Genomic DNA, 23678 nt, shown 5'->3' with positions numbered 1-23678 from the left:
CCGGTTTCAATGGCGTCGCAGTCTCATCGTCCCCGGGGTTGCGGGATGGATCAATCTCCCGCGCCCGCCTCGAAATCCACCAGCACCGCGCCGTCGCCCACCTGGTCGCCACCGCGCACGCGGTAGCCGTTGACCACGCCGTCGGCCGGTGCCTGCAGGGTGTGCTCCATCTTCATCGCTTCCATCACCAGCAGCGGGGTACCGCGGGCGACCCTGCTGCCCGGCTCGACCAGCAGGGCGATGACCCGGCCGGGCATCGGCGCCAGCAGGCTGCCGCCATGGTCGCTGCCGCCGTCGGCCTCGGCGACGGGGTCGTGCAGGGTGAAGCGGTGCTGGCTCCCGTCGGCGAAGACATGCAGCACATTGCCATCGCGCACCACGTCGCCACGGTATAGCCGGTCGTCGATCTGCACGGCATAGCCGTCCGCGTGCACCCGCCCGCGCAGCCGCAGCGGGTCGCCGTCGCCATCCACCTGCCAGCCGTCCGCGTGGCGCCGTACCCGCAGCGTGCGTTGTTGCTGCTGGTGTTCCAGTGTCACCGCGCGCGTGGCGGGACCAGCCGCGCGCCAGCCATCGGCGATGGCCCAGGGCGAGGCGTCGGCCGGCACTGTGGCGCCATCGTCGATGGCGAGCACCGCGGCCAGCGCCCAGTCGGCCGCGCTCGCGGGATGGTGGCGCACGTCCAGTGCGTCGTGCTCGCGCTCGATCAGCGCGGTGTCGAGATCGGCCTGGCGGAACGAACCGGTCGCCACCAGCCGGTGCAGGAAGCCGGCATTGGTGGTGACGCCGACCGCCCGGCACTGCGCCAGCGCCTGCCGCATGCGCCGCAGCGCGCTGTCGCGGTCCACGTCATGCACGATCAGCTTGGCGATCATCGGGTCGTAATACGGGGTGATGGCATCGCCCTGTTCGACGCCGGCATCCACCCGCACGTGGGCATCGGGCCGCGGCAGGCGCAGGTGGCGCAGGGTGCCGGTGGAGGGCAGGAACCCACGGTCGGCATCCTCGGCGTACAGCCGCGCCTCGATGGCGTGGCCGTGGATGGCCAGCTGCGCCTGGGTCTTCGGCAACGGCTGCCCGGCGGCGACGCGCAGCTGCCACTCCACCAGGTCGGTACCGGTGATCAGCTCGGTCACCGGGTGCTCGACCTGCAGGCGGGTGTTCATTTCCATGAACCAGAATTCGCCCGAAGGCGAGGCGATGAATTCCACCGTGCCGGCGCCGACGTAGCCGACCGCGCGCGCCGCGTCGGTGGCGGCCTTGCCCATCGCCGCGCGGCGTTCGGGCGTCATGCCCGGCGCCGGGGCTTCTTCCAGCACCTTCTGGTGGCGGCGCTGCACCGAGCAGTCGCGCTCGAACAGATGCACCACGTTGCCGTGGCCGTCGCCGAACACCTGGATCTCGATATGCCGCGGCCGCTCGATGTACTTCTCCACCAGCACGTGCGCATTGCCGAACGCCGACTGCGCCTCGCGCTGGCAACTGGCCAGGGCGGCGTCGAAATCCGCGCTGGCCTCGACCCTGCGCATGCCCTTGCCGCCGCCGCCGGCGCTGGCCTTGATCAGCACCGGATAGCCGATCGCGTCGGCCTGCGCGCGCAGGAAGGCCGGCTCCTGGCGCTCGCCGTGGTAGCCGGGAGTCAGCGGCACGCCGGCCTGCTGCATCAGCGCCTTGGCCGCGCTCTTGTCGCCCATCGCGTCGATGGCGCTGGCCGGCGGGCCGATGAACACCACGCCGGCGTCGGCGCAGGCGCGGGCGAAACCGGCGTTCTCGGACAGGAAGCCGTAGCCGGGGTGGATCGCCTGCGCGCCGCTGCGGCGCGCGGCATCGAGGATGGCCGCACCGCGCAGGTAGCTGTCCGCCGCCGGCGCCGGGCCGATGTGGATGGCCTCGTCGGCCAGCCGTACATGCCGTGCGTCGCGGTCGGCGTCCGAGTACACCGCCACGGTGGCGATGCCCAGTCGGCGACAGGTGGCGATGACGCGGCAGGCGATTTCGCCGCGGTTGGCGATCAGGATCTTGTCGAACATGGCGTATTCCATGACGTGCTGCGCGGTGGCAGCTTGAAGTATTGAAGAGCTTTCACTCCCCTGCCGGGGAGCGAGCTACTTTTCTTTGCCCGTGCAAAGAAAAGGTAGCCAAAAGAAAGCACGCCCTGCCTCCGCGCCCAACGCGCTGCGCGCGCCGGGTCCACTCCGCCGCCGGGATTTTTCGACACGACATCCGTGTCGTGTCGAAAAACGACGTGCATCCATGCACGTCGCCCTCCGGGTCCTCTCCGTCGGCTGCGTCGCTGCGGAAGGGAACCCGGGAAAGCGAAGGCAACCGCAAGAGCCAGGGCACAAGCGCAGGCTTCCGGCTCGATGCGTGTCATGCCGACGGCCTCACATCCGGAACACGCCGAAGCGCGTGTCCTGCGCCGGCGCATTGAGGCTCGCGGCCAGCGCCAGGCCCAGGACGCGGCGGGTGTCGGCGGGGTCGATCACGCCGTCGTCCCACAGTCGCGCGCTAGCGTAGTAGGGGTGGCCCTGGCGCTCGAACTGCTCGCGGATCGGCGCCTTGAACGCCTCCTCCTCGTCGGCCGGCCACTGCCCGCCTTTGCCCTCGATGCCGTCGCGCTTGACCGTGGCCAGCACGCTGGCGGCCTGTTCGCCGCCCATCACCCCGATGCGTGCATTCGGCCACATCCACAGGAAATGCGGCGAATAGGCGCGGCCGCACATGCCGTAGTTGCCGGCGCCGAACGAGCCGCCGATCACCACCGTGTACTTGGGCACGCGCGCGTTGGCCACCGCCATCACCAGCTTGGCGCCGTCCTTGGCGATGCCGCCGTGTTCGTACTTGCGGCCGACCATGAAGCCGGTGATGTTCTGCAGGAACAGCAGCGGGATGCCGCGCTGGCAGCACAGTTCGATGAAGTGCGCGCCCTTGAGCGCCGATTCGGAGAACAGGATGCCGTTGTTGGCGATGATGCCGACGGGATGGCCATGCACATGGGCGAAGCCGGTGACCAGGGTGTTGCCGTAGCGCGGCTTGAACTCGTCGAAGCGCGAGCCGTCGACGATGCGCATGATCACTTCGCGCACGTCGTAGGGCTTGCGCGTGTCGCCGGGGATCACGCCATACAGTTCGTACGCATCGAACAGCGGCGCCTCGCCGGGCTGCAGCGCGACGCGCGGCTCCGGCCTGCGCCAGTTGAGGCTGGCGATGATGGCGCGCACCCGCGCCAGCGCCTGCAGGTCGTTGTCGGCCATGTGGTCGGCGACGCCGGAAATGCGCGTGTGCACGTCGGCACCGCCCAGTTCCTCGGCGCTGACCACTTCGCCGGTCGCGGCCTTCACCAGCGGCGGGCCCCCGAGGAAGATGGTGCCCTGTTCGCGGACGATGACCGTCTCGTCGCTCATCGCCGGCACGTAGGCGCCGCCGGCGGTGCAGCTGCCCATCACGCAGGCGATCTGCGGAATGCCCTGCGCGGACAGGTTGGCCTGGTTGTAGAAGATGCGGCCGAAATGGTCGCGGTCGGGGAATACCTCGTCCTGCAGCGGCAGGAACGCACCGCCCGAGTCGACCAGGTAGATGCACGGCAGGCGGTTTTGCTGTGCGATCTCCTGCGCGCGCAGGTGTTTCTTGACCGTCACCGGGTAGTAGGTGCCGCCCTTGACCGTGGCGTCGTTGGCGACGATCAGGCATTCCACGCCGGAGACGCGGCCGATGCCGGCGACCATGCCGGCGCCCGGCACCGGGTCGTCGTACATGCCGTGCGCGGCCAGCGGTGCGATCTCGAGGAACGCGCTGCCGGGATCGAGCAGCGCGTCGATGCGCTCGCGCACCAGCAGCTTGCCGCGCGCGGTGTGCTTGGCCCGCGCCGCATCGCTGCCGCCGCGCGCGGTGCGCTCCAGGGTCGCGCGCAGGTCGTCGACCAGCGCCTGCATCGCCGCGCGGTTGGCCTCGAATGTCTCGCTGCCGGGCTGCAGCTGGGTTTTCAGTACGCTCATGGCGGTGGTTCCTGCGGTTGCCTGGGTGCCGTCGGTGGAGGGGGGCCGAAGGGCGGACGCGGGGCGCGTGGGGTCCATGATGCGGGAACCCCGCCGATGCCGGTGCCCTTCACCTGCCGGCGCCCTCCAAGGAGAGGCCCGGCGGTTGCCGGGCCTGGATCACGCGGTGCGCTGGAACAGCTCGCGCCCGATCAGCATGCGCCGGATCTCCGACGTGCCGGCGCCGATCTCGTACAGCTTGGCGTCGCGCCACAGGCGGCCCGCCGGGTACTCGTTGATGTAGCCGTTGCCGCCGAGGATCTGGATCGCCTCGCCGGCGGCCCAGGTGGCCTTCTCGGCCGAATACAGGATCGCGCCGGCCGCGTCCTGGCGGGTGGTGCGGCCCTGGTCGCAGGCCCTGGCCACCGCATACACATACGCGCGGCACGCGTTGAGGCCCACGTACATGTCCGCGAGCTTGGCCTGGATCAGCTGGAAGGTGCCGATCGCTTCGCCGAACTGCTTGCGCTCGTGCACGTACGGCAGCACCACGTCCAGCGCCGCGGCCATCAACCCGAGCGGACCGCCGGACAGCACCACGCGCTCGTAGTCCAGGCCGGACATCAGCACCTTGACGCCACCGCCGACCTCGCCGAGCACGTTCTCCACCGGCACCTCGCAGTCCTGGAACACCAGTTCGCAGGTGTTGGAGGCGCGCATGCCCAGCTTGTCCAGCTTCTGCGCGGTGGAAAACCCCTGCATGCCCTTCTCGACGATGAAGGCGGTGATGCCGCGCGAGCCGGCGTCCGGGTCGGTCTTGGCGTAGACCACCAGCACGTCGGCGTCCGGGCCGTTGGTGATCCACATCTTGTTGCCGTTGAGCAGGTAGTGGTCGCCGCGCCGCTCCGCGCGCAGCTTCATCGACACCACGTCCGAGCCGGCGCCCGGTTCGCTCATCGCCAGCGCGCCGACGTGTTCGCCGCTGCACAGCCTGGGCAGGTACTTGCGCTTCTGCGCCTCGCTGGCGTTCTTGCGCAGTTGGTTCAGGCACAGGTTCGAATGCGCGCCGTAGGACAGGCCGATGCCGCCGGAGGCGCGCGAGATTTCCTCCATCGCCACCACGTGGGCGAGATACCCCATGCCGCTGCCGCCGTATTCTTCCTCCACGGTCATGCCGAGCAGGCCCTGTTCGCCCAGCTGGCGCCAGAGCGCGTTGGGGAACTGGTTGCCGGCGTCGGCACCGGCGGCCAGCGGCGCGATGTGCGCGGCCGCGAACTGGGCCACGCTCCCGCGCAGCATGTCGATCTCTTCGCCGAGATCGAAGGAAAGGGTGGGGACGTGCATGGGGGCGGCTCCGGTACGGCAGGACGGGTGGGCGCTCCGGGAGGGGGATGACGGACTGGCCGTCAGCACGGGCGTTCGCGCGCAGCCTAGCGGGTCTCCATGAAAAAGTGAATACAAATTCAAAAATTGAATCTAGAATCAATCCATGGCCTACAAACGTTCGGAACTGATGGAAAAGCGCCTCGCCGGCAACCGCGAGGCGATCCTGGCCGCGGCCCGCCGGCTGGTCGCCGCGGGCGGGTACCGCAACGCGCCGATCACCGCGGTGGCGGCCGAGGCCGGGGTATCCACCGGCCTGATCTACCGCCATTTCCCGTCCAAGGCCGACCTGTTCGTGGAAGTGCTCACCGCCGCGGTCGAGCATGAGCTGGACATCCTCTCGGCGATCGCCGACGGGCCGCAGCCGGCGGCCGTGCGCCTGCAGCAGGCGGTGGCCTCCTTCGTGCGCCGCGCGCTGGCCGGGCCGGCACTGGCCTATGCCTTCATCGCCGAACCGGTGGATCCGGAGGTCGAGGCCGAGCGCATCCGCTGCCGCCGCCTGTTCGGCGACGTGTTCAAGCGCATCCTCGGCGACGGCGTCCGCAGCGGCGAGTTCCCGGCGCAGGACCTGGACGTGGGCGCGGCCTGCATCGTCGGTGCGTTCACCGAGGCGCTGGTCGGCCCGACCGCGCCCAGCCGCGACGGCCTGCGCGGCGGCGAGCCGCTGGTCGAGGCGATCGGCGCACTGTGCCTGCGCGCGGCCGGCGCCGGCATGGCCGCGCACGGGGGATGAGGCCGCCGCCCGGCCGCTGCCCGTTGCCGGTGGGTGGGGGCGCTGGTCTATACTCCGCCGGTAGCTGTGGTCCACCGACTACTTGCCAGGGGTGTTGATACGTGCGGAATTACGACCTGCAGTTCCTGAAACGCTTCTCCATCGTGATCGCCATCTTGGCTGTCGTCACGGTCGGGCTGATCATCTTCGCGTCGTTCCTGCAGCGCGCGATTCCCACCGAAGCCTCCCCGCAGGCGGTCGCGCGCGTCGAGCAGCGCATCGCCCCGGCCGGTGCGGTCTACGCGGGCAGCACCGGCGCCGCGGCGCAGGCTGCGGCGGCGGAAGCCGCGGCTGCCCAGGCTGCGGCCGCAGGCGGCGCCTACGGCGGCACCCTGGACGGCAAGGTGATCTTCGACAAGCTGTGCACCGCTTGCCACCTGACCGGCGTGGGCATGGCACCGACCCTGGACCACGCGCATTGGGACAAGCGCATCGCCCAGGGCACCGAGACGCTCTACAAGCACGCCATCGAGGGCTACACCGGCCCGGACGGCGGGGTGATGCCGCCCAAGGGCGGCAATGCCGGCCTGAGCGACGAGCAGATCCACGCCACCGTCGACTGGATGCTGGCAAACCTGAAATAAAACGTGCCCATCATGGACACGCGGCGCCGCCCTCCCGGGCGGCGCTTTGCTTTCCGCCGTTCTGGAGTCCACCCCATGCGCCACCTACCCTCGCTGCTTGCCCTCTCGCTGTCCGTCGCCCTTGCGCCGCAGGCGGTCGCCAGGCCGCCGGCCGTCCTCGCCATCGGCCAGGTGCAGGGCAGTGGCCCGCGCAGCCCGCTGGAAGGGCGCCAGGTCACCATCGAGGGATTCGTCAGCGCCGACCTGCGCGCCGGCCTCGGCGGTGTCTTCCTGCAGGATGCGGGAGATCGCGATGCGGCCACGTCCGATGCGCTGTTCGTGCAGCTGGACCCGGCGCGCGCGCTGCCCGCGGGGCAGTGGCTGCGCGTCACCGGCACGGTGCAGGAACTGGCGGCCGGCAAGGGCGGCCAGACCCTGACCGCGCTGCAGGCCGAAACGGTGGCAGCGGCCCGCGCCCGCCCCGCCCCCGGGATCACCATGCTGGAGGCCGTGCCCGCCAGCTGGGAAGCGCTGGAAGGGATGAAGGTGCGCATCGCCGCACCGCTGACGCTGGCCGGGCAGGACCAGCTGGCGCGTCACGGCGAGCTGACCGTCTCCTTCGACGGGCGGCTGTGGCAGCCGACCGAGCTGGCCGCTGCCGGCACCGCGGAGAACGCGGCGCTGGTGGCCGACAACGCGCGCCGCCGCCTGCGCCTGGACGATGGCAGCAGCCAGCGCGACCCGGGCCACGTGTCCTACCTGCCCGAGGCCGCGCAGCTGCGCACCGGCATGGTGTTCCGCGGCGTCGAGGGCGTGGTCGACCAGCGCTACGACGGCGACTACCGGCTGCAGCTGACCGCCGCGCTGCCGGTACCGGCGATCGAGCGGCCGCAGCCGCCGGCGGTGGCCGGGGCGCTGCGCATCGCCGCGTTCAACCTGGAGAACTATTTCAACGGCGATGGCCACGGTGGTGGCTTCCCGACCCTGCGTGGCGCCAAGACGTTCGCGCAGTTCCAGGCGCAGCAGGCCAAGCTGGTCGCCACCATCCGCGGCCTCGACGCCGACGTGGCCGCGCTGATGGAGCTGGAGAACGACGGCTACGGCCCGGACTCGGCGATCGCCGGGCTGGTGCGCGCGCTCAACGAAGGGCAGGGCAGGGACCGCCAGTGGGCGTTCGTCGACGCCGGCAAGGGGCCGGGCGACAACCCCATCCGGGTTGGCATCATCTACCGCGCCGCACGGGTGGCGCCGGTGGGCAGGCCGGCGGTGCTGGAGCGCGAGCCGTTCGGCGAGCGCAGCCGGGTACCGCTGGCGCAGGCCTTCCGCATGGGCCGCACGGGCCGGCCGTTCGTGGTGGTGGCCAACCACTTCAAGTCCAAGGGCTGCAGCGAGGCCAGCGGCGCCGACGCCGACCAGAACGACGGCCAGGGCTGCTGGACCGCCACCCGGGTGGCATCGGCGCGGCTGCTGCACCAGTGGCTGCAGCGCGACCCGACCGGCAGTGGCAGTGCCGATGCGGTGCTGCTGGGCGACTTCAACGCCTATGCGATGGAAGACCCGATCCGCCAGCTGCAGGCAGATGGCTGGCGCGACGCGTTCAAGGTGGCCGGCGTGTCCCGGCCCTACAGCTACGTCTACAACGGCTTGACCGGGCGCCTGGACCACGCGCTGCTCAACCCGGGCATGGCGGCGCGGTTGAAGGGCGCGGCCGAATGGCACATCAATGCCGATGAAGCCGACGACGCCGGCTACCAGGGGCGCAACGAGCCCGGCCCGTGGCGCAGCTCGGACCACGACCCGTTGCTGCTGGGTTTCGATCCCTGAGCCCGGGCGAAGAGGTGCCGGCGCCGTGCTCCTGACGCCGGCGACCCCTAGTGCGCGTGCCGCCGCGCCGCGTTCCACAGATGGGTGCTGGCCAGTGCCAGGCTGCCGGCGACGGTAAGCGGCGTTTCGGCCCGCTCGCCCAGGCCGCCGGACGCACCGGCCAGCAGCAGCGCCAGCCCGGTGCCCGCCAGCAGCCACAGCGCGGCGGGCAGCGGGCGATGCCGATGCGCGCGCCACAGCGCGTAGCTGGTCAGTGGCACGGCGATCAGCACGAACACCCCGTGTACCCATTCGGCCTCGCTCCAGGTGCCGAACAGCGGCAGCAGTGCGGCCAGCAGTGGCAGCGCCAGGCAGTGCAGCAGGCACAGGCCGGACAGGGCGATGGCGGAGACATCGAACAGGGCAGCTGCATTTTTCATCGGGTCGGCTCCATTTTGTTATAAAGTAACATTAAAGGAGGTGTAGATCACCCCGTTGGGCAAGGAAGCCGTGCTGGAACTTCAGCCCTGCGCGCCGCGCGCGATCAGGGCGATCGCCACCACCGCCAGGCCCAGGCCCACGCGGTTCCAGGCGCTGGTCTTCTCGCCGAAGGCCAGCACGCCGACCAGCGCGCCCAGGCACACCACGCCGATGTTCATGCCGGCGAAGATGGTGGCCGGGCTGTGCGGCAACGCCTGGTGCGCGCGCACGTAGAACAGGATGTTGCCGAAGTTGATGGCGCCCAGCAGCAGGCCGAAGCCAAGGTTGCGCGCCTGCAGCCGCTGGCGGCCGCGGTAGTGGCGCAGCAGCTGCCAGGCCAGCATCAGCACGAAGGCGATGGCGAAGCTGGCCAGCAGCGCGGCGGTGGCCGGGGTGCCGGCCAGCGCCACCTGCTTGAGCAGGATGTCGATCAGCGCGAAGCCGGCCCACACCGCCAGCAGCCAGCGCCAGCTCGACGCCGTGCCGGCGCCGCGCGCGCCGCTGCGCGCACTGACGCCGACGATGGCCAGCAGGCCCAGCCCCAGCCCGGCCAGTTTCCAGCCATTGGCGTGCTCGCCGAACAGCACGAACGCCGCGCCCAGCGACAGCAGCAGCGACAGCCGCTGCGCCACGTCGCTGCGCACGATGCCGGCTTCGCGCACGGCGCGCGCCAGTACCAGGAAGATGCCCGGCAGGGCCAGCGCCAGGCCGAGCAGTGCCGGCCACGGCGCATGTCCGTCGCGCAGCGACTGCAGCGAGGGCCTGAGCAGCAGCAGCGACAGCACGCTGGCGGCCAGGTAGTTCCAGGTCACGGCCTGGGCGATGTCGATGCCGCGCCGCGGCGCCAGCTTCAGCAGGACCGAGACCAGCACGCTGCAGATCACGCTCAGGATCAGGAAGTGCATCGCATTCGTTGCCGTGCGGAGGTGGCGGTGAAGCCGGTGGATGGGGCCGCTATTATGGCGGCATGAGCAATCCTTCCTTTCCCCGCGAACCGGCGGTGCTGATGCTCGATGGCCCCTGCGGGCCGCTCGAGGTCGCGGTCGATCCGCCCGAGGCCGATGTCGCCGCGCGGCCGGTCGTCGCCGTCATCTGCCATCCGCTGTCCACCGAAGGCGGCAGCATGCACAACAAGGTGGTGACGATGGCCGCGCGCGCGCTGCGCGAGCTGGGCGTCACCACCGTGCGCTTCAATTTCCGCAGTGTCGGCGCTTCCGCCGGCAGCTACGACAACGGCGAGGGCGAGCAGGACGACCTGCGCGCGGTGGTGGCATGGGTGCGCGCCCAGCGCCCGGACTGCGCGCTGTGGCTGGCCGGTTTCAGCTTCGGCGCCTACGTATCGCTGCGCGCCAGTGGCGCGCTGGCGCCGCAGGCGCTGATCTCGATCGCGCCGCCGGTCGGCCGCCGCACCTGGGACTTCGACGCGCTGCAGCCGCCGGCGCAGTGGCTGGTGGTGCAGGGCGACGCCGACGAAGTGGTCGACGCGCAGGCCGTCTATGCGTGGCTGGAGACGCTGGCCGACCCGCCGCAGCTGGTGCGCATGCCCGACACCAGCCATTTCTTCCATCGCAAGCTGATCGACCTGCGCGGCGCGATCCAGCACGAAGTGCGGCGCTGGCTGCCCGACGGCAGTTGCTGAGCATGGATGCGACGACCCCCTCGCAGCGCTACGCCGCCGGCGTGGCCCGTGGCGACTGGCGCGACGATCCGGCCCAGCATGCGGCGCTGGCCGAGCTCGACCGCATCCACGAGGCCATCGTCGATTCGGCGCAGGACGGCTGGCTCGACCGGCTGTCGGCCTTCTGGAAGAAGCCCGGGCCGGTCAAGGGCCTGTATTTCTGGGGCGGCGTCGGCCGCGGCAAGACGTTCCTGGTCGACCTGTTCTACGACGGCCTGCCGATCGAGCAGAAATACCGCACCCACTTCCACCGCTTCATGCGCGGCATCCACGAGCGGCTGCGCGAACACCAGGGCCAGAGCGACCCGCTGGCGAAGATCGCCCAGGAATGGCGCAGCAGGCTGCGGGTGCTGGTGCTGGACGAGTTCTTCGTCACCGACATCGGCGACGCGATGCTGCTGGCGCGCCTGCTCGAACGGCTGTTCGCCGAAGGCGTGACCCTGGTGACCACCTCCAACACCGCGGTGGAGAACCTGTACCTCAACGGCCTGCAGCGCGACAGCTTCCTGCCGGCCATCGCCCTGCTGCAGAAGTACTGCGTGGAGCTGTACGCCGAAGGCACCGAGGACTACCGCATGCGCGCGCTGACCCGCTCGCCGGTGTACCGGGCGCCGCTGGAAGGCGACAGCGACGCCTGGCTGGAGCGGCGCTGGAAGGAGCTGAGCGGCGGCCAGGACGCGCGCGCCGGCAACATCCAGATCGAGGGCCGCAAGATTCCGGTGCGCGGGCGTGGCAAGAGCATCGTCTGGTTCGATTTCGCAGCGCTGTGCGAAGGCCCGCGCGGTCCCTCGGACTACATCGAGATTGCGCGCGAGTTCAATACCGTGCTGCTGGGCGGCATCCCGCACTTCGACCGCCTGAACGAGGATGCCGCGCGGCGCTTCGTCAACCTGATCGACGAGCTCTACGACCGCCAGGTCAACCTGGTGTGCACCGCGCAGGACCCGCCGCCGCTGCTCTACTCCGGCACCCGCCTGGCCGGCGCGTTCGAGCGCACCGCCAGCCGCCTGATCGAGATGCAGAGCGCCGAGTACCTGGGAACCGCCCACCGCCTGTAGCCCGCTGGTCGCGTGCCGGGGCCGCCCCCCGGCCGCGGCGTGCGCCGCCAACCCCGTTCTTTGCCACCATCCGTTCTGTTCCGTGCCTGCCGCCGCGGCGGCCCACCCCGCAAGCAACGGAGTACGCAGATGAAGCACGCAAGCATGGCCTTCCGGCGCCCGCCGGTACGTTCGATGGCGTTCGCGTTGACGCTGCTGGCCGGCCTGCCGGCGCTCGCCGGCGAGCCGCGGTGGCCGCAACCGGCGCCCGCACCCGCCGTGCAGACGGACATGCAGGCGCCCGTGCCCACGCGCCGGCGCCAGACCACCGCGGATTTCCGCGCGCCGGCAGCCAGCGTGTGCAGCGACATGCCGCGGATGCGCGAGGTGCCGGACCCGGACCCGCAGCCACCGGAGCGGGTGCGCGAGATCCCCACCCTGGTCGGCAAGGTTCCGCATCGCAGGGAGTTGCGCGAGATGGCGCCACCGCCGCCTCCACCGGCACCGATGATCACTGGTGGCGCGGTGGCGGCGAGGGCATCGGAGGTGCGGGACGCGCCCGCTGCGTCGCCGCCGCCGGCGGTGCGGCGCCCGGCCACGCCGGTGACCGCCGGCGTGGTCGATGACAACGCCGATTTCGGCGGCTTCCGGCAGTTCCTGCAGCGCCACCCCGAGGCGGCGCGGCTGGGGCGCGACGTGTCGGTGCGCCAGCGGCTGCGGGTGGTCGATGCGCAGGGCAGGCCGGTACCCGATGCCGAAGTCGCGGTCTCCGCGGCCAATGGCGCGCGCATGTGGGCGCGCACCGATGCCGGCGGCCAGGCCTGGCTGCACCTGAATGCCTTCGACGACCGCGATTCGGCCAGCTACCGGGTCGACGTGCGCAGTGCCGGGCAGCAGGCGCAGACGCAGTTGCGGCGCGGGCAGAAGGACGCGCTGGAAGTCCGCCTGCCCGCCGCCGCGGCGAGCCCGCGCGCGCGCCTGGACCTGGTGTTCATGGTTGATGCCACCGGCTCGATGGGCGACGAGATCGACAAGCTGCGCGCCTCGCTGCGCGACATCGTGCGCGGCATCGAGCAGCTGCCGTCGCGCCCGGACGTCTGCCTCGGCCTGGTCACCTATCGCGACCGCGGCGACGCGTATTTCGTGCGCAGCTGGGACCTCACCGGCAATGTTGCCGCGTTCCAGCAGGTGCTCGACGGGGTGCGTGCCGGCGGTGGCGGCGACATGCCCGAGGCGATGAACGAAGCCTTCGCGCATGCGGTGCAGGCGCTGGACTGGCGCGGACCGGCCACCACGCGGCTGCTGGTGTCGCTGGCCGACGCGCCGCCGCACATGGACTATCCGCCGCCGCACTACGACCAGACCATGCTCGCGGCGCTGGGCAAGGGCATCAAGGTGTTCAGCGTGGCCGCGTCGGGACAGGACACCACCGGCGAGATCGTGCAGCGGCAGATCGCCCAGTACACCGGCGGGCGCTTCATCTTCCTCACCTACAAGGATGCGTCCGATCCGGGTAGCGGGCCGGGGCGCGAGACCGTGCACGACGTCGCCGGCTATTCGGTGGATACGCTGGACGCGCTGGTGCTGCGGCTGGTGCGCGAGGAACTGGCGCAGCTGCCCGGGGGATGAGCACCGGTTCCGGCGAGCGGCCCGTCGCCGCCCCGGGCCCGGCGCGGCGCGTGGATCAGGGGTGTCCGGGCAGGGCGATGCGGTTGTCCGGGCCCTGTTCCTTCGCCACCGGCGTCGCTGGCGGCGCCTGGCCGTTGTCGCCGCTGACGCTCATCATCCGCAGCGGCTGGCCGTCGTAGCGGAACTCCAGCGCCGACTGCAGCCGGTCCAGCGCCAGGACCTGGGTGCACAGGGACTGCGCATGCTGTTCCAGGGCGCGTGCACGCGCTTCGATCTTCGGCTCGAGTTCGGCTTCGATCTTCTCGGTGCGTTTCTCGAAGCGTTCCTCGCCGCCGGTGAGCAGGGTCCACAGCAGGCCGCGGGCGATGGAGCCCTTGAGCGATTCGGCCGCGTCCTGCACGCGCTGGTCGAAGCCCTCGCCGAACAGGTCCTGCTCCCAGCGTCCGCGGCCGATGGTCGAGGCGACGAAGCGCTCGGCGTCCCTGCGCAGCGCGCGCACCTTGCGCGAATCGAAATTGCCGGTCAGCGAGCCGTAGACGACGTCCAGCACATCGAAGCTGATCCCCACCGATTCATTGGCGATCCCGGTGACCGCCGGCATCAGCTGGCGCACCCCGGCCTCGAGCACGCGCAGGCGCTGCGCGTCGTCGGCGCTGACCGCCTGCATGCGCCCGTCGATGCTCAGCTGGCCGTCGTGGAACACGATCTCGCGCGGCGTGGCGTCGTGCTGGCGCAGCCAGATGCCGCCGCCATCGACCAGCACGTCGTAGTCGGTGCTGACCCCGCACTGGGTGGAGGACAGCGTTGGTGACTTCATCGTGCCGGCCTGCGCGGCCAGGGGCGGCAGGGCGAGCAGGGCGGCAGTGAGGGCCAGGCGGCGCATGCGCGGAATCCATTCGGAGGACCCACAGGATCGCCGGCCGTGCCGGATCGGGCCTCCGCCGGAAGTCATGGCGACGCATCGGGCATTGGATCGCATCGGGCATTGGATTATGAATGCGTGCGGCGTTTTCCTACCCGCCAACCAGTCTCCCAAGGCTTGACTGCGCAGCCTCGATAGGCTGGTCGCGGTGGCCCCGCCGGGCACCGGCGACGGGATCGCTTGTGCCGCAAGGGAAATGCGATCACCCACAAGATTTGGCGTTGACCGGGCCGTTTACCCCCACTATCTTGTGCCCCGTCGGTTCTGGCGGGTTGCTCCCCGCCGGATTGAAAGGGAAGCCGGTGACGCCTTCGATGGCCAGTCCGGCACTGCCCCGCAGCGGTAATTGGGAACGAACCCGCCACCAAGCACTGAGGCCCGATGCCTTGGGAAGCGGCGGAAGTAGGAGGAGGCCCCCGCCTCCGCGCCCATGAGTCCGAAGACCTGCCGACAGCCGCGCGAAGCACAGCGCGCGGTGCCGGCTGCGGAGTCTTCGAGGGGAAGACGGCTGGCGACGCGGCAGCGCCGGTGGCGACCTCGGGTCGTGCCCGTCGCGGATGCTGCGACGCCGTCCTTCCATGCTTGTCGCCCGCCACCGGCCCTGGTTCCTGCGAGGGCAGGCGCCGCGTGCACCACGCCATGAGGACGCATTGCCGTGACCGCCACCGATACCGCCGTTGTCCCGACCGAGACCGGCTTCGAACTGACCCCGCCGCCGACCGCCACCGCCATGAGCGTGACCAAGCGCAATGGCGGCACCGAGCCGGTGGACCTGAACAAGATCGTCCGCGCCATCCAGCGTTGCTGCGACGGCCTGCATGCGGTCGATCCGATGCGCGTGGCCACCCGCACCATCTCCGGGCTGTACAACGGCGCCACCACCCAGGAGCTGGACGAACTGTCGATCCGGACCGCAGCGCTGCTGATCGGCGAGGAGCCCGAGTACGGCCGCCTGGCCGCGCGCCTGCTGGCCAATTTCATCGGCAAGGAAGTGTCCGGCCAGGAGATCCACGCGTTCTCGCAGTCGGTCGGCCGCGGCCACGAAGTGGGCCTGATCAACGAGCGCCTGCTCAACTTCGTCCAGGTCAACGCGCGCAAGCTCAACGATGCGGTCAACCCCGACTACGACCTCAACTTCGACTACTTCGGCCTGCGCACGCTGTACGACCGCTACCTGCTGCGCCACCCGCACACCCGCAAGGTGATCGAAACCCCGCAGCAGTTCTTCCTGCGCATCGCCAGCGCGCTGTCCGAGGACGTACCCGAGGCGCTGGCGCTGTACCAGCGGCTGGGCAACCTGGACTACCTGCCGTCCAGCCCGACCCTGTTCAACGCCGGCACCAGCCACGAGCAGCTGTCGTCGTGCTTCCTGCTGGATTCGCCGCAGGATTCGCTCGAGTCGATCTACGCCCGTTACGGCGACATCGCGCAGCTGTCCAAGTTCAGCGGTGGCATCGGCGTGAGCTACACCCGGGTGCGTTCGCGCGGCTCGCTGATCCGATCCACCAACGGCCACTCCAACGGCATCGTGCCGTGGCTGAAGACGCTCGACTCCTCGGTCGCGGCGGTCAACCAGGGCGGCAAGCGCAAGGGTGCGGCCTGCGTCTACCTGGAGACCTGGCATGCCGACATCGAGGACTTCCTGGAACTGCGCGACAACGCCGGCGACGATGCCCGCCGTACCCACAACCTCAACCTCGCCAACTGGGTGCCGGACCTGTTCATGCAGCGGGTGGAGGCCGACCAGCCATGGTCGCTGTTCGATCCGCGCGTGGTGCCGGAGTTCACCGACCTGTACGGCGAGGCGTTCGAGCGCGCCTACCTGCAGGCCGAGGCCCAGGGCAAGGCGGTCAAGGCGGTGCCGGCGCGCAAGCTGTACGCGCGCATGATGCGCACCCTGGCCGAGACCGGCAACGGCTGGATGACGTTCAAGGACAAGTGCAACAAGGCCAGCAACCAGACCCTGCGCGCCGGCAACGTCATCCACCTGTCCAACCTGTGCACCGAGATCCTCGAGATCACCTCGGCCGAGGAGACGGCGGTGTGCAACCTGGGCTCGATCAACCTCGGCAACCACCTGGATGCGCACGGCGATTTCGATTTCGACAAGCTCGCCGAGACCGTGCGCCTGGCCGTGCGCCAGCTCGACCGGGTGATCGACCTGAACTTCTACCCGATCGAGACCGCGCGCCGCGGCAACCTGCGCTGGCGCCCGGTCGGCCTGGGCTGCATGGGCCTGCAGGACGTGTTCTTCCGCAAGCGCCTGCCGTTCGACTCGGACGCCGCGCGCGCGCTGTCTGCGAAGATCGCCGAGGCGATCTACTACCACGCGCTGGAAACCTCGTGCGAGCTGGCGCAGGAACGCGGCCGGCATCCCTCGTTCGCCGATACCCGCGCCGCCAGCGGCGAACTGCAGTTCGACGCGTGGGGCGTGGTGCCGGCCGATGGCGCGCGCTGGGAAGCGCTGCGCGGGCGCATCGTCCAGCACGGCCTGCGCAACTCGCTGATGATCGCCATCGCCCCGACCGCGACCATCGCCTCGATCGCCGGCTGCTACGAATGCGTGGAACCGCAGGTGTCCAACCTGTTCAAGCGCGAGACCCTGTCCGGCGACTTCCTGCAGGTCAACCGCTACCTGGTCGGCGAGCTCAAGCAGCTGGGGCTGTGGACGCCGGAGATGCGCGACGCGATCAAGCTCGCCGACGGCTCGATCCAGAACCTGCCGCAGATTCCCGAGGCGCTGCGCACCGTGTACCGCACCGCGTGGGAACTGCCGATGCGCTCGCTGATCGACATGGCCGCCGACCGCGGCGCGTTCATCGACCAGTCCGCCTCGCTCAACCTGTTCATGGAGAGCCCGAACATCGGCGCGATGTCGTCCATGTACATGTACGCCTGGAAGAAGGGCGTCAAGACCACCTACTACCTGCGCTCGCGCCCGGCCACCCGGATCGCCAAGACCACGGTCAGCAGCTACACCCCGGCCGAGGCCGTCGCCTGCTCGCTGGAGAACCCGGAAGCCTGCGAGGCCTGCCAGTAACCGCCCGCGCCCCGCCCCCGCCAGGGCAGGGGCCGCGACGGGGCAGGGCGAAGTCGGCTTCGCCACCCCGCCCAATTCCCGCCCGGCGCCATGCGCCGCCACCTCCCGGGGCATCTGTTCCCCGGGGGCCAGAAATGGAGTCAACCATGTCCGCACAACCCCGCCAGATGCTGCTCGACCCGGGCTTCGAACTGACCCTGCGCCCGATGCGCTACCCGCAGTTCTATGACATGTACCGCGACGCGATCAAGAACAGCTGGACGGTGGACGAGATCAACTTCCAGATCGACATCACCGACCTGCACCACAAGATGACGCCGGCCGACCGTCACCTGATCCACCGCCTGGTCGCCTTTTTCGCCACCGGCGATTCCATCGTTTCCAACAACCTGGTGCTGAACCTGTACCAGCACCTCAACGCGCCGGAAGCGCGCATGTACCTGTCGCGCCAGCTGTATGAGGAAGCGCTGCACGTGCAGTTCTACCTGACCCTGCTGGACAACTACCTGCCCGACCCGGAGGAGCGCTTCAGGGCCTTCGCCGCGGTGGAGAACATCGCCTCGATCAAGAAGAAGGCCGATTTCTGCTTCAAGTGGATCGACTCGATCCAGGGGCTCAAGCGCATCGAGAGCCGCGAGCAGCGGCGCCAGTTCCTGCTCAACCAGATCTGCTTCGCCGCCTGCATCGAGGGCCTGTTCTTCTTCGCCGCCTTCGCCTACGTGTACTACTTCCGTTCGCGCGGACTGCTGCCGGGCCTGGCCTCGGGCACCAACTGGGTGTTCCGCGACGAGAGCTGCCACATGGAGTTCGCCTTCGAGTGCGTGCGCACCATCCGCGCCGAGGAGCCGGAGCTGTTCGATGCGGCGATGGAGCGGCAGGTCTACGAGATGCTGGCCGAGGCCATCGAGTGCGAGGTGCAGTTCGCCGAGGACGTGCTGTCCGGCGGCGTGGCCGGCATCTCCACCCGCGACATGCGCCAGTACCTGCAGCACTGCGCCGACAACCACTTCGTCAAGCTGGGCATGGCCAGGCAGTACAACGTGCGCAACCCGCTGCCGTTCATGGAGCTGCAGGACGTGCAGGAGCTGACCAATTTCTTCGAGCGCCGGGTCTCGGCCTACCAGGTCGGCGTGCAGGGCGAGGTCGCCTTCGACATGAACTTCTGAGCCCGTCCGCCGGCGCGGGGATGGCGTGGCGCAGGCGTCACGCCGCCCGCGCCCGGCGCTGCGTATCATCCGCTCCTGCCCCCACTGCCGCGACCGTCGCCATGAATGCCCTGCCCCCCGTCGTCCCGCCCACCGAAGTACGCATGGTGGAAATCGTCTTCCCCAACCACACCAACCACCTGGGCACCCTGTTCGGTGGCCAGGCGATGGCGTGGATGGACAAGGCGGCGTTCCTGGCCGCCGCGCGCTACTCGCGGCGCACCGTGGTCACCGCGCATTCGGACCAGGTGGACTTCAAGCTGCCGATCCGCATCGGCGAGATGGTCGAGACCGTCGGCCGCGTGGTCGAGGTCGGGCGCAGCTCGATGACGGTGCAGGTCGAACTGATCGCCGAGGACCTGCACAGCGGCGAGCGCAAGCTGTGCACACGCGGCCACTTCGTGATGGTGGCGCTGGATGCCGACGGCCGCCCGACCTCGGTGCCGCCGCTGCCGCCGCAGGCCTGAGCCGGGGCGCGGGCCATGGCGGTACGACCGGACGACGCGGGCCTCCACGCCCATGCGGCACCGGACGCGCGGCTGGCGGCGTTCATCGCCGGCCACCGCCGCCTGCTGCTGCTGACCGGCGCCGGCTGCAGCACCGATTCGGGCATCCCCGATTACCGCGACGCCGACGGCCAGTGGAAACGCACCCCGCCGGTGGACTACCGCGCGTTCATGGCCGATGCCGCGGTGCGCCGGCGCTACTGGGCGCGCAGCCTGGTCGGCTGGGCGCACATCGGCCGTGCCCGGCCCAACGCCACCCATCATGCGCTGGCCGCGCTGGAGGCGGCCGGCCGGGTCGAGCTGCTGTTGACCCAGAACGTGGATGGCCTGCACCAGCGCGCCGGCAGCCGCCAGGTGATCGACCTGCATGGCCGCCTGGACGCGGTGCGCTGCATGGACTGTGGCGCGCACTCCCCGCGCGAGGCGCTGCAGCAGCGCATGTTCGACGCCAACCCGGGGTGGGCGGCGCTGCAGGCGGTCCAGGCCCCCGATGGCGATGCCGACCTGGAGCGCGACTTCAGCCGGTTCGTGGTGCCCGGCTGCACGGCCTGCGGTGGCCTGCTCAAGCCGGACGTGGTGTTCTTCGGCGAGAACGTGCCGCGCGAACGCGTGGCCAGCGTGCATGCACATCTCGAGCGCGCCGACGCGGTGCTGGTGGTGGGCTCGTCGCTGATGGTCTATTCCGGCTTCCGTTTCGTCGATGCCGCGGCCCGGGCCGGCCTGCCGGTGGCGGCGGTCAACCTTGGCCGTACCCGTGCCGATGCCCTGTTGTCGCTGAAGATCGAACAGCCCTGCGCGCAGGCGCTGGGGTTCCTGCTCGACGACGCATGGGCGGCGGCCAAGACGCAGTGATCCACCACGCCGGTTGAATCGCCCCGCCGCGCGGGAGTGCAATGGGCACCCCCCACAAAGCGGATCACCCCCCCGTGAGCCATCTGTTCTCGCCGCTGTCGCTCGGCCCGTTGTCCCTGTCCAACCGCATCGTCATCGCGCCGATGTGCCAGTACTCGGCCGATGACGGCCGTGCGTCCGACTGGCATGCCCAGCACCTGGGCACGCTGTCGCAGTCCGGCGCCGGCCTGCTGATCCTGGAGGCCACCGCGGTGGAACCCCGGGGCCGCATCAGCTGGGCCGACCTAGGGCTGTGGGACGACGCCACCGAAGCGGCGCTGGGCGGGGTGCTGGCCTCGGTACGGCGCTGGTCGAAGATGCCCATCGGCATCCAGCTGGCGCACGCCGGGCGCAAGGCGTCCACCGCGCGGCCCTGGGACGGTGGTGGCGCCATCGCGCCCGGCCAGGCGCATGGCTGGCAGGTGCTGGCGCCGTCGGCGCTGCCGTTCAACGCCGGCGATCCGGTCCCGCAGGCGCTGGACGCGGCCGGCATCGACGCGGTGGTGGAGGCGTTCGCCGCGGCCGCGCGGCGCGCGGCACGGCTGGGCCTGGAGCTGATCGAAATCCATGCCGCGCATGGCTACCTGCTGCATCAGTTCCTGTCGCCGCTGAGCAACCGCCGCGACGACGACTACGGCGGCTCGCTGGACAACCGCATGCGCCTGCTGCTGCGGGTGTTCGATGCGGTACGTGCCGCGGCACCGGCCCATGTCGCGGTGGGCGTGCGGATCTCCGCGACCGACTGGGTGGAGGGCGGCTGGGACGTGGCGCAGAGCATCGCGCTGGCCGGCGTGCTGGAGGCGCGCGGCAGCGATTTCATCCACGTTTCCAGCGGTGGACTGGACCCGCGCCAGCAGATTCCGGTGGGGCCGGGCTACCAGGTGCCGCTGGCCAGCGCGATCAAGGCGCAGGTCGCCACGCCGGTGATCGCGGTGGGGCTGATCACCGAGCCGCGGCAGGCCGAAGCGATCCTGGCCGCGGGCCAGGCCGATGCCATCGGCATCGCCCGCGGCATCCTCTACGACCCGCGCTGGCCCTGGCATGCGGCCGCCGAACTCGGCGCACGGGTGCAGGCCGCGCCGCAGTACCTGCGCTGCCAGCCGCACGGGCTGCGCGACCTGTTCGGCTGATCGCGGCACCGGCGGCGCTCGCGTCGCCGGTGACTGCAGGGCAGGCGTCGCCGCGGCCGCCGCAGCGACCTGCGAGGGCAGTAAAGGTTTCCCCGGAAAATGTCGTCCGTCGCTAGACTCCGTCGATGCGACCCGATTACATCCTCACCCTTTCCTGCCCGGACCGTACCGGCATCGTCTACCGCGTTTCCGGCCTGTTGTTCGAGGCCGGCTGCAACATCCTCGACGCCCAGCAGTTCGGCGACGAGGAAAGCGGCCGCTTCTTCCTGCGGGTGCACTTCGACATGGCCGCGGCCGGCGAGGCGGCGGGGCTGCGCGCGCGCCTGGGGCAACTGGGCGCGGAATACGCGATGGACTGGCAACTGCACGACGCGCGCCGCCGCGCGCGGCTGCTGGTGCTGGTCAGCAAGCAGGGGCATTGCCTGAACGACCTGCTGTTCCGCGCGCACAGCGGCCACCTGCGGGTGGACATCGCCGCGGTGGCTTCCAACCACCCGGACTTCGCCACGCTGGCCGGTTCCTACGGCGTGCCGTTCCACCACCTGCCGGTGGATGCGGCCAACCGCGCGCAGCAGGAACGGCAACTGCTCGACCTGGTCGAGCGCGAGCGCATCGACCTGGTGGTGCTGGCGCGCTACATGCAGATCCTCTCGCCGCAGCTGTGCCAGGCCCTGGCCGGCCGCGCGATCAACATCCACCACAGCTTCCTGCCCAGCTTCAAGGGCGCCCAGCCGTACCACCAGGCGCACGCGCGCGGGGTCAAGATCATCGGCGCCACCGCGCACTACGTCACCAGCGACCTGGACGAAGGCCCGATCATCGAGCAGGACGTGGCCCGCGTGGACCATGCCATGACGCCACGCGACCTGGTGCGGCTGGGCAGCGACACCGAATCGCTGGTGCTGGCCCGCGCCGTGCGCCGCCACGTCGAGCACCGCATCGTGCTCAACGGCCACCGCACCGTGGTGTTCCGCTGAGCGGCGGCATCACGCCGCGATGTCGATCCCGCCTTCGATCAGCGCGATGCGGGTGGCTTCGTCGCCATCGGGCGATACCGGCCGCGTCAGCTCCCACAGCACGCGCACGTGGAATCCGCTGATCGCCGCGTCCTGCGCGCTCCACAGCACGCAGTAGTCGCGTGCCAGCCCGCATACGTGCACCTCGGTGATGCCGCGTTCGTGCAGCCAGCCGGCCAGGCCGGTGGCCGGGCGGTCGCCCCGGGGGCCATGGTTCTCGCGGAACGCGCTGTACGAATCGACCTGGCGATCGGTGCCCTTGCGCAGGATCAGGTCGGCGTTGTTCCAGTCCACCTGCGGGTGCAGCGCCGCGCCCGCGGAACCCTGCACACAGTGGTCGGGCCACAGCGTCTGCGCATGCCCGTGCAGCCGGATCGACTCGAACGGCCTGCGGCCGCCATGCTGGCTTGCGAACGAGGCATGGTCGGCCGGGTGCCAGTCCTGGGTGGCCACGACGGTGGCGTAGTGGCGCCGCGCCAGCAGCGCGGCGATGCCCGGCACGATGGCGTCGCCCTGGTGGCAGGGCAGCGCACCGCCGGGCATGAAGTCGGGTTGCAGGTCGATCACCAGCAGGGCGGTGTCATTGCCGTACATCGCAGGTTCCGGTGCGGGGAACCCTGGAGTGTAACGCCGCAATGGGCGGTGCCGGTCCGCGGCGTCCACCGCGCGGCGTGCGCACCGGCCTACACTGCGGCGTCGGCAGGTGGCCGGCAGGCGATCGGGAGGCGGCGATGATCCAGTGGTGGGAACTCGGCCTGCGGCTGTTGCTGGCCGCTCTGCTCGGCGCGGTGATCGGCATCAACCGCGGGCGCCTGGAATGGGCGGCGGGGTTGCGCACGCACATGCTCGTCTGCGTGGGTTCGGCGCTGGCGGTGATCGTGTCCACGTTCGGCTTCTTCGACGTACTGGGGCGACCGGGCATCCAGCTCGATCCGTCGCGCATCGCCGCGCAGGTGGTCAGTGGCGTGGGTTTCCTCGGCGCCGGCACCATCCTGTTCCTGCAGCGCGAGCAGGTGATCCGCGGGCTGACCACCGCGGCCGGGCTGTGGGCGGTGGCGTCGGTCGGCCTGGCCGCGGGCGCCGGCCTGTACGCGGCGGCGCTCATGGCGACGCTGCTGATGTGGGCGATCCTGGCGCTGCTCAAGCCGCTGGAACAACGCTACCTGCACCGTCGCGCGCACAGTGGCCGGCTGCGCCTGCGCGTTGCCCTGGGTACGCCACTGGCACGTGTCGAGAATGCCGCCAACGATGCGGGCCTGCCGGTCAGGCGCATCACCCTGCGTCCGCGCGAGCAGGACGACGACATCGTCGACATCGATTGCGACCCGCCCCTGCCGCGCGCGCAGATGCTGGCCAAGGCCGAGCAGCTGGGCCGCGTCGAAGGCGTGGTGTCGGTGGAACTGCCCGGGCTGGCCGAGGGCTGACCAGCAGGGCGGGTGGCGGGCCTTCGCGGGCCGTTGTCCCGGCCGATGGTGGAGTCGTGCGGCAACCGGCCGCAGCTTCGATCGTGACCCCGCGTGGGCTTCCGGTCATGGCCCGGGGTAGGGGAAATCCCTTCTTCACACAATCATCACAAACATATATGGTGCGCGGTCGCCCGGCCACGGGCATGGGCGTGCGGCGTGCGCCGCGCAGGCCGGATGGTGTGC

20 protein-coding genes and 1 riboswitch are annotated in these 23678 nt (G+C 70.5%); of the genes, 13 read left to right on the top strand and 7 right to left on the bottom strand.

What is annotated here, in order from left to right:
* Window positions 1-50 precede the first annotated feature (50 nt).
* The 3 genes from F0P95_RS02235 to F0P95_RS02225 all read right to left on the bottom strand — a co-directional run bounded on the left by F0P95_RS02235 (window position 51) and on the right by F0P95_RS02225 (window position 5318).
* Complete coding sequence (locus F0P95_RS02235) at window positions 51-2030, bottom strand: acetyl/propionyl/methylcrotonyl-CoA carboxylase subunit alpha (protein ID WP_182335529.1); 1980 nt, start codon at window positions 2028-2030, stop codon at window positions 51-53.
* A 354-nt stretch (window positions 2031-2384) separates the two neighbouring features.
* The gene (locus F0P95_RS02230; protein ID WP_182335528.1) at window positions 2385-3995 is read right to left on the bottom strand and encodes a carboxyl transferase domain-containing protein; all 1611 of its coding nucleotides are present in this window, start codon (window positions 3993-3995) and stop codon (window positions 2385-2387) included.
* A 159-nt stretch (window positions 3996-4154) separates the two neighbouring features.
* Window positions 4155-5318, bottom strand: coding sequence for an isovaleryl-CoA dehydrogenase (locus F0P95_RS02225; protein WP_182335527.1), 1164 nt, complete (start codon window positions 5316-5318; stop codon window positions 4155-4157).
* 145 nt (window positions 5319-5463) lie between these two features.
* Here F0P95_RS02225 and F0P95_RS02220 point away from each other — a divergent pair, with 145 nt between their 5' ends.
* The 3 genes from F0P95_RS02220 to F0P95_RS02210 all read left to right on the top strand — a co-directional run bounded on the left by F0P95_RS02220 (window position 5464) and on the right by F0P95_RS02210 (window position 8516).
* Window positions 5464-6090: a TetR/AcrR family transcriptional regulator gene (locus F0P95_RS02220; RefSeq protein ID WP_054668152.1), complete on the top strand. Its 627-nt coding sequence runs from the start codon at window positions 5464-5466 to the stop codon at window positions 6088-6090.
* A 101-nt stretch (window positions 6091-6191) separates the two neighbouring features.
* Window positions 6192-6713, top strand: coding sequence for a c-type cytochrome (locus F0P95_RS02215; protein WP_054668150.1), 522 nt, complete (start codon window positions 6192-6194; stop codon window positions 6711-6713).
* A gap of 75 nt (window positions 6714-6788) precedes the next feature.
* Window positions 6789-8516 carry an ExeM/NucH family extracellular endonuclease gene (locus F0P95_RS02210; RefSeq protein ID WP_182335526.1) on the top strand — a complete coding sequence of 576 codons (1728 nt, stop codon included), beginning with the start codon at window positions 6789-6791 and terminating at the stop codon, window positions 8514-8516.
* 47 nt (window positions 8517-8563) lie between these two features.
* On the opposite strand, the gene F0P95_RS02205 is transcribed toward F0P95_RS02210, so the two are convergent.
* Both F0P95_RS02205 and F0P95_RS02200 read right to left on the bottom strand, forming a co-directional pair.
* Entirely contained in the window at window positions 8564-8935 is a 372-nt protein-coding gene (locus F0P95_RS02205) for a MerC family mercury resistance protein (RefSeq protein ID WP_182335525.1), read from the bottom strand.
* A gap of 81 nt (window positions 8936-9016) precedes the next feature.
* Window positions 9017-9880, bottom strand: coding sequence for an EamA family transporter (locus tag F0P95_RS02200; RefSeq protein WP_182335524.1), 864 nt, complete (start codon window positions 9878-9880; stop codon window positions 9017-9019).
* A 62-nt stretch (window positions 9881-9942) separates the two neighbouring features.
* On the opposite strand from F0P95_RS02200, the gene F0P95_RS02195 reads away from it, so the two are divergent.
* The 3 genes from F0P95_RS02195 (at window position 9943) to F0P95_RS02185 (ending at window position 13319) form a co-directional block, all read left to right on the top strand.
* Complete coding sequence (locus F0P95_RS02195; protein ID WP_182335523.1) at window positions 9943-10614, top strand: alpha/beta hydrolase; 672 nt, start codon at window positions 9943-9945, stop codon at window positions 10612-10614.
* Window positions 10615-10616: 2 nt separating this feature from the next.
* Window positions 10617-11711 carry a cell division protein ZapE gene (zapE, locus tag F0P95_RS02190; protein WP_182335522.1) on the top strand — a complete coding sequence of 365 codons (1095 nt, stop codon included), beginning with the start codon at window positions 10617-10619 and terminating at the stop codon, window positions 11709-11711.
* A gap of 129 nt (window positions 11712-11840) precedes the next feature.
* Entirely contained in the window at window positions 11841-13319 is a 1479-nt protein-coding gene (locus F0P95_RS02185) for a VWA domain-containing protein (RefSeq protein WP_182335521.1), read from the top strand.
* A 55-nt stretch (window positions 13320-13374) separates the two neighbouring features.
* Here F0P95_RS02185 and F0P95_RS02180 read toward each other — a convergent pair whose 3' ends face one another.
* Window positions 13375-14202 (bottom strand): DUF2884 family protein, encoded by an 828-nt coding sequence (locus F0P95_RS02180; RefSeq protein ID WP_182335520.1) that lies wholly within the window; start codon window positions 14200-14202, stop codon window positions 13375-13377.
* A gap of 281 nt (window positions 14203-14483) precedes the next feature.
* A riboswitch (cobalamin riboswitch) is annotated at window positions 14484-14708 on the top strand.
* A 263-nt stretch (window positions 14709-14971) separates the two neighbouring features.
* On the opposite strand from F0P95_RS02180, the gene F0P95_RS02175 reads away from it, so the two are divergent.
* The 6 genes from F0P95_RS02175 to purU all read left to right on the top strand — a co-directional run bounded on the left by F0P95_RS02175 (window position 14972) and on the right by purU (window position 21990).
* Entirely contained in the window at window positions 14972-17281 is a 2310-nt protein-coding gene (locus F0P95_RS02175) for a ribonucleoside-diphosphate reductase subunit alpha (protein ID WP_425515924.1), read from the top strand.
* A 146-nt stretch (window positions 17282-17427) separates the two neighbouring features.
* Window positions 17428-18447 (top strand): ribonucleotide-diphosphate reductase subunit beta, encoded by a 1020-nt coding sequence (locus F0P95_RS02170; RefSeq protein ID WP_054668133.1) that lies wholly within the window; start codon window positions 17428-17430, stop codon window positions 18445-18447.
* Window positions 18448-18548: 101 nt separating this feature from the next.
* Window positions 18549-18953: an acyl-CoA thioesterase gene (locus F0P95_RS02165; protein WP_054668132.1), complete on the top strand. Its 405-nt coding sequence runs from the start codon at window positions 18549-18551 to the stop codon at window positions 18951-18953.
* A gap of 15 nt (window positions 18954-18968) precedes the next feature.
* Window positions 18969-19844: an NAD-dependent protein deacetylase gene (locus F0P95_RS02160; protein WP_182335518.1), complete on the top strand. Its 876-nt coding sequence runs from the start codon at window positions 18969-18971 to the stop codon at window positions 19842-19844.
* 74 nt (window positions 19845-19918) lie between these two features.
* On the top strand, window positions 19919-21013 hold the full coding sequence (locus F0P95_RS02155; RefSeq protein ID WP_232528737.1) for an NADH:flavin oxidoreductase/NADH oxidase: 1095 nt from the start codon (window positions 19919-19921) through the stop codon (window positions 21011-21013).
* 125 nt (window positions 21014-21138) lie between these two features.
* Window positions 21139-21990 (top strand): formyltetrahydrofolate deformylase, encoded by an 852-nt coding sequence (gene purU, locus F0P95_RS02150; RefSeq protein ID WP_182335516.1) that lies wholly within the window; start codon window positions 21139-21141, stop codon window positions 21988-21990.
* A 9-nt stretch (window positions 21991-21999) separates the two neighbouring features.
* Here purU and pncA read toward each other — a convergent pair whose 3' ends face one another.
* Window positions 22000-22623: a bifunctional nicotinamidase/pyrazinamidase gene (gene pncA / locus F0P95_RS02145; RefSeq protein WP_182335515.1), complete on the bottom strand. Its 624-nt coding sequence runs from the start codon at window positions 22621-22623 to the stop codon at window positions 22000-22002.
* Between the two features lie 137 nt (window positions 22624-22760).
* On the opposite strand from pncA, the gene F0P95_RS02140 reads away from it, so the two are divergent.
* Window positions 22761-23453, top strand: coding sequence for an MgtC/SapB family protein (locus F0P95_RS02140; protein ID WP_182335514.1), 693 nt, complete (start codon window positions 22761-22763; stop codon window positions 23451-23453).
* The last annotated feature ends 225 nt before the right edge of the window (window positions 23454-23678 follow it).

Source organism: Stenotrophomonas acidaminiphila (assembly GCF_014109845.1).
Classification (GTDB): Bacteria; Pseudomonadota; Gammaproteobacteria; order Xanthomonadales; family Xanthomonadaceae; genus Stenotrophomonas; species Stenotrophomonas acidaminiphila.
Note: the sequence above shows the minus strand (reverse complement) of the source record. Positions and strands in the feature narration are given on the sequence as shown.

What these genes read in the sequence shown, in the direction of transcription:
- F0P95_RS02185 (WP_182335521.1), top strand. Translation starts at nt 11,841, where the DNA reads ATGAAGCACGCAAGCATGGCCTTCCGGCGCCCGCCGGTACGTTCGATG.
- F0P95_RS02170 (WP_054668133.1), top strand. Translation starts at nt 17,428, where the DNA reads ATGTCCGCACAACCCCGCCAGATGCTGCTCGACCCGGGCTTCGAACTG.
- F0P95_RS02180 (WP_182335520.1), bottom strand. Translation starts at nt 14,202, where the DNA reads ATGCGCCGCCTGGCCCTCACTGCCGCCCTGCTCGCCCTGCCGCCCCTG.
- F0P95_RS02140 (WP_182335514.1), top strand. Translation starts at nt 22,761, where the DNA reads ATGATCCAGTGGTGGGAACTCGGCCTGCGGCTGTTGCTGGCCGCTCTG.
- F0P95_RS02175 (WP_425515924.1), top strand. Translation starts at nt 14,972, where the DNA reads ATGAGCGTGACCAAGCGCAATGGCGGCACCGAGCCGGTGGACCTGAAC.
- purU (WP_182335516.1), top strand. Translation starts at nt 21,139, where the DNA reads ATGCGACCCGATTACATCCTCACCCTTTCCTGCCCGGACCGTACCGGC.
- F0P95_RS02200 (WP_182335524.1), bottom strand. Translation starts at nt 9,880, where the DNA reads ATGCACTTCCTGATCCTGAGCGTGATCTGCAGCGTGCTGGTCTCGGTC.
- F0P95_RS02220 (WP_054668152.1), top strand. Translation starts at nt 5,464, where the DNA reads ATGGCCTACAAACGTTCGGAACTGATGGAAAAGCGCCTCGCCGGCAAC.
- F0P95_RS02225 (WP_182335527.1), bottom strand. Translation starts at nt 5,318, where the DNA reads ATGCACGTCCCCACCCTTTCCTTCGATCTCGGCGAAGAGATCGACATG.
- zapE (WP_182335522.1), top strand. Translation starts at nt 10,617, where the DNA reads ATGGATGCGACGACCCCCTCGCAGCGCTACGCCGCCGGCGTGGCCCGT.
- F0P95_RS02230 (WP_182335528.1), bottom strand. Translation starts at nt 3,995, where the DNA reads ATGAGCGTACTGAAAACCCAGCTGCAGCCCGGCAGCGAGACATTCGAG.
- F0P95_RS02160 (WP_182335518.1), top strand. Translation starts at nt 18,969, where the DNA reads ATGGCGGTACGACCGGACGACGCGGGCCTCCACGCCCATGCGGCACCG.
- F0P95_RS02165 (WP_054668132.1), top strand. Translation starts at nt 18,549, where the DNA reads ATGAATGCCCTGCCCCCCGTCGTCCCGCCCACCGAAGTACGCATGGTG.
- pncA (WP_182335515.1), bottom strand. Translation starts at nt 22,623, where the DNA reads ATGTACGGCAATGACACCGCCCTGCTGGTGATCGACCTGCAACCCGAC.
- F0P95_RS02235 (WP_182335529.1), bottom strand. Translation starts at nt 2,030, where the DNA reads ATGTTCGACAAGATCCTGATCGCCAACCGCGGCGAAATCGCCTGCCGC.
- F0P95_RS02205 (WP_182335525.1), bottom strand. Translation starts at nt 8,935, where the DNA reads ATGAAAAATGCAGCTGCCCTGTTCGATGTCTCCGCCATCGCCCTGTCC.
- F0P95_RS02195 (WP_182335523.1), top strand. Translation starts at nt 9,943, where the DNA reads ATGAGCAATCCTTCCTTTCCCCGCGAACCGGCGGTGCTGATGCTCGAT.
- F0P95_RS02210 (WP_182335526.1), top strand. Translation starts at nt 6,789, where the DNA reads ATGCGCCACCTACCCTCGCTGCTTGCCCTCTCGCTGTCCGTCGCCCTT.